Source organism: Azospirillum sp. B506, from assembly GCF_000333595.1.
Lineage (GTDB): Bacteria > Pseudomonadota > Alphaproteobacteria > Azospirillales > Azospirillaceae > Azospirillum.
This window is the reverse complement of sequence record NZ_BADK01000242.1, coordinates 1-1,360: the sequence shown is the minus strand read 5'-3', so window position 1 is coordinate 1,360 and position 1,360 is coordinate 1. Positions and strand designations below refer to the sequence as shown.

Annotated in this window: 1 protein-coding gene; it reads left to right on the top strand. The window is 67.7% G+C overall.

Annotation, left to right across the window (positions count from 1 at the left end; genetic code table 11):
* Positions 1-257 precede the first annotated feature (257 nt).
* On the top strand, positions 258-1,360 hold a 1,103-nt coding region (locus I71_RS07600), incomplete at its 3' end, for an ABC transporter ATP-binding protein (RefSeq protein WP_375731178.1).

Below are 1,360 nucleotides of genomic sequence, written 5' to 3'. Positions count from 1 at the left end.
CCGCCACCACGTTCCGCGGGTCCAGCATGGCGTAACCCGCCGACATCCTCGCCTCCACATCATCCGATCCCTTGAAGTGTTGACCGAACGGTCCGGCTGGCAAGGCTTTGCCGCGTTGCGGAATGCTGGGTTGCGGTGGCCGACTGTGGCATGATGACCAAAGCGGCAGATGCATCGTCCTTGGGCAGAGGATCGGTTGTTGACGGCCGGTGGTGCCGCCGGATTACTCTGTCGGTAGCGGTGGCATGGCTTTGGCAATGCCATACAGGTTTTTCCTTTTACCGGATTGCTCCTCCTTGCCCTCGCACGCCGAGACCTCTTCCCCGGTCGCTCCGCCGCCCCGCCTGGAGCTGCGCGGCATCACCAAGCGATTCCCCGGCTGCCTGGCCAACGACCATGTCGACCTGATCCTGCAACCGGGCGAGATCCATGCGCTGTTGGGGGAGAACGGGGCCGGCAAGTCAACCCTGGTCAAGATGATCTACGGGGTGCTGCACCCCGATTCCGGAAGCATGCTGTGGCAGGGGGCGGAGACGGTCGTGCCCGACCCGGCCGGTGCCCGCAGACTCGGCATCGGCATGGTGTTCCAGCATTTCTCGCTGTTCGACACGCTGACGGTGACGGAGAACATCGCGCTCGGCCTCGACAATGCCGGGCCGATGGACCGGCTCGCGGACCGCATCCGCGAGGTGTCGGAACGCTATGGGCTGGCGCTGGACCCCGGCCGACACGTCTTCCACCTGTCGGTGGGCGAGCGGCAGCGGGTGGAGATCGTGCGCTGCCTGCTGCAGGATCCGAAACTGCTGATCATGGACGAGCCGACCTCGGTCCTGACGCCGCAGGAGGCGGCCAAGCTGTTCGAGACGCTGCGCGTTCTGGCGGCGGAGGGCTGCACGATCCTCTATATCTCGCACAAGCTGGAGGAAATCCGGGCGCTGTGCAGCCGCGCCACCGTCCTGCGCGCCGGCAAGGTGGTGGGAGCCACCGATCCGCGGCAGGAGACCGCGCGCAGCCTTGCCGAGATGATGATGGGGGCGGAGCTGTCGATCCCGGAGCGGCCGCCGCAGGGTGTCGCCGGTGCGGCCCGCCTGACGGTGCGTCACCTCTCCACCACATCCGACAACCCCTTCGCCACCAACCTGAAGGACGTCAACTTCGAGGTGCGGGCGGGCGAGATCCTCGGCATCGCCGGTGTCGCCGGCAACGGTCAGGCGGAGCTGATGGCGGCCTTGAGCGGCGAGGCGCTGCTGGCCGATGCGGAGGCGGTGGTGATCGAAGGCACCGCCGCCGGGCAACTGGGTCCGCGGGCCCGCCGATCGCTCGGCCTCGCCTTCGTCCCGGAGGAACGGCTGGGCCGTGG